Source organism: Streptomyces sudanensis (assembly GCF_023614315.1).
Lineage (GTDB): Bacteria > Actinomycetota > Actinomycetes > Streptomycetales > Streptomycetaceae > Streptomyces > Streptomyces sudanensis.
Genome location: NZ_CP095474.1, coordinates 662,736 through 665,461, shown reverse-complemented (window position 1 = coordinate 665,461; position 2,726 = coordinate 662,736). Strand labels below are relative to the sequence as shown.

Below are 2,726 nucleotides of genomic sequence, written 5' to 3'. Positions count from 1 at the left end.
GGCTCGTGCGGGATGCGGGGCGGTCGTGCGGGGCGCGGGGCGGTCGTGCGGGTGGTCCGGCTTCCGCGCGGCGGCGGACGCGCCGTGCGCCCGTCGCCGCGCGGGGAGCCCCGCCCGTACTGGCTGCCGGCCCCGGTCTGCGGCGGCTACCGGTCTGCGGCGGCTACCGGTCCCGGCCCCGGTCCGCGTCCCGCCGCGGGCCGGCCTCGGGCACGACGCGCTCGACGAGGGCCTCGACCGTCCGGTCCAGCTCCGCCGGGGGGAGGACGCCCGGCAGGGTGAGGTGCTCCAGCAGCAGACCGGTCATGGCCAGGTGCAGGGCGAGGACGGTGCCCGCGTCGCCGGGCAGACCCGCGTCCAGGTGGAAGCGGGTGTTGCGGTCGAGCTCCGCGCGCACGGCCCGTTCCAGCTCGGCCCGGAGCGCCGGGCGGCGGGTGGCCTCCAGGCGCAGCTCCAGCATCGCCAGGTAGCCGGTGCGCTCCTCCGCCATGCGTCGGACCAGCCACTTCATCAGCCCCGCGACCAGTTCGCGGTCGGGCTCGGGGCGCATCGCCGCCTCGACCCGCGCGGGTGGCGGGGTCATGCGGACGTGGATACGGGAGCCCGCCTGGGTCAGCAGGTCGTCCCGGCTGGAGAAGTAGTTGGAGGCGGTGCCGGCGGGCACGCGGGCACGCGCGTCCACCGCGCGGAAGGTCAGCCCCCGGGCGCCCTCGTGGGCCAGTACCTCGATGGCCGCGTCGAGCAGCGCGCGCCTGCGCTCCGGATTGCCCGCCACGGGCCCTCCTCCCTCTCCGCCCTCCCGGGGCGGCCGTTCGGAAAACGTCCTTGCCTTCACCACTACACCTGTAGCACTGTAAATGTAGTGGTCGCGGTCGTCCCGTCCGTCCGGCCCCCCCCCGAAGGCCCGAAGGACACGGTTTGCGCACCCTGACGTACCTCGTCGCCTGCTCGATCGACGGCTTCATCGGCGACCCGGAGGGCGACGCCTCCTCCATGTTCCGGTTCCTCGACGAGGAGTATCTCGCCCACCTGACCACCGAGTACCCCGAGACCCTCAACACCGAGGGGCGCCGGGCGCTCGGCATCGCCGACGCCCCGAACCGGCACTTCGACACCGTCATCCAGGGCCACGGCAGCTACCGGCTCGGCCTGGAGGCCGGCATGCCCAGCCCGTACGGCCACCTCCGGGAGATCGTGGCCTCCCGCACCCTCGGCACCTCCCCGCACCCGAACGTGGAGATCGTCCCCGGGGACCTCGTCGCCCGCGTCCGCGCCCTGAAGGCGGAGGACGGCCCGCTCGGCATCTGGCTGTGCGGCGGGTCCAGGATCGCCGGGGAACTGATCGACGAGGTCGACGAACTGGTGGTCAAGACGTACCCGCAGGTCTACGGCTCGGGAATGCCGATGTTCGGCGGCGCCGCCTTCGCCGTCGCCGACTTCGCCCTGCGCGGGACCCGGACCTTCGGCAACGGCGTCGTCGTCCGCCGGTACGGCCGGAACCGCTGAACCGCAATACCCTGGAGGCATGGGCAGCGAAGGACGCCGTACCGTCCGCCGCCCGCAGGAGGCACCGACCGCCGAGCCGGTGTGCCCCTCCTGCGGACAGCCTGTCGGTAGGGCCATACATCGACGCAAGGTACTCGGCGCGTGGGTCCCCGCCTGGCGGCCCGAGCCGTGCCGCAACCCGCGGTGCGACCTCTACGGGGGGCCGCCGCACGAGGCCGGGGGCCGATGGGGGAACGAGCCGGGCGGCAGCGGCGAGACCGGCTGAAGTCGGACTCCGGGGGTGTCCGCCGTCAACCCGGTGACGGGTGTGCCGCTACAGTCCGCGCCATGTCATCGGAGTCATCGGATTCGACAGAGGTCTGGACCGGCTGGTACCGGGACCGCCGGGGGGCCGAGGCCGTCCTCATCACATCGGACGGGCGGAACGTCAGCACCCTGGTCCGGGGGGTGCGCTACACGGGCGGCGGTTTCGCCGACCTGCGGGCGGACGAGGAGAGCGGCGGGCTGCCGCTCGCGGGCTGCGTACTCGAATGGGACCTGCCGCTGCCGCTGCTGGCCGACGGGACGGTCCAGCAGGCCACGCTCGGCTGCCTGCTGACGCTCGGCGAGGCGCTCTCCGACGGATCGCCCGAGCGGACGGACCTGCACCTCACCCTGCACTGCGGGGGAGCGGCGTACGACTCGGGGGTGACGGGCGGCGACTTCGACCGGGCCCTCGGCCGCATCCTGCGCCAGCTTCCGCCCGGCACGCGGTTCGCCCGCGACCTGATCCGGGCGGCGTGACCGCGCGCGTCGCGGTTCCCGCCGGGACGGGGAGGCGCCCCGCGCGGTGTCGCGCGGGGCACCTTCGCGTGGACGGTCCGTGAGGACCGGGTGGCGGTACCGGCCGGTGCCGACCGGGCCGCATAGGCGGCCGTGGTGCTCGGGCCCTGTCTCCGGCGGTCGGTGTCCGTGGGCCCGGCCGGTGGGGGTGCCGCGTCCCGGTCACCGGCGCCCCGTCCCGGTCACCCTCAGCGCGACGGTGAACAGGGCCACGGAGACGAGCCGCGCGGCCACGCTCCCCGCCGGGTGGAGGGCCAGGGCCCGGGTGCAGGCGGCGACGGTTTCGTCGGCGCGGAACAGGGGCCGGGGTCGCGGTGGGGCCAGTCCCGGNGGGCNNAGNTCCCNNCGTCCGGGCGCCGCGTGGTGGCCNCNGGCNGNNTNNGCGNNNGGGNCGGGGC

General features: G+C 75.5%; 3 protein-coding genes. 2 read left to right on the top strand and 1 reads right to left on the bottom strand.

Annotation, left to right across the window (positions count from 1 at the left end; translation table 11 throughout):
• Window positions 1-163 precede the first annotated feature (163 nt).
• Window positions 164-775, bottom strand: coding sequence for a TetR/AcrR family transcriptional regulator (locus MW084_RS02860; protein WP_010471651.1), 612 nt, complete (start codon window positions 773-775; stop codon window positions 164-166).
• A gap of 143 nt (window positions 776-918) precedes the next feature.
• Between MW084_RS02860 and MW084_RS02855 the strand changes: the two genes are divergently transcribed.
• Both MW084_RS02855 and MW084_RS02850 read left to right on the top strand, forming a co-directional pair.
• Window positions 919-1,506, top strand: a complete 588-nt coding sequence (locus tag MW084_RS02855) for a dihydrofolate reductase family protein (protein ID WP_010471650.1) — start codon at window positions 919-921, stop codon at window positions 1,504-1,506.
• Between the two features lie 327 nt (window positions 1,507-1,833).
• Complete coding sequence (locus MW084_RS02850) at window positions 1,834-2,289, top strand: DUF6304 family protein (RefSeq protein ID WP_010471648.1); 456 nt, start codon at window positions 1,834-1,836, stop codon at window positions 2,287-2,289.
• Window positions 2,290-2,726: the final 437 nt, after the last annotated feature.

Coding starts and splice junctions, on each gene's coding strand:
- MW084_RS02850 (WP_010471648.1), top strand. CDS start 1,834: ATGTCATCGGAGTCATCGGATTCGACAGAGGTCTGGACCGGCTGGTAC.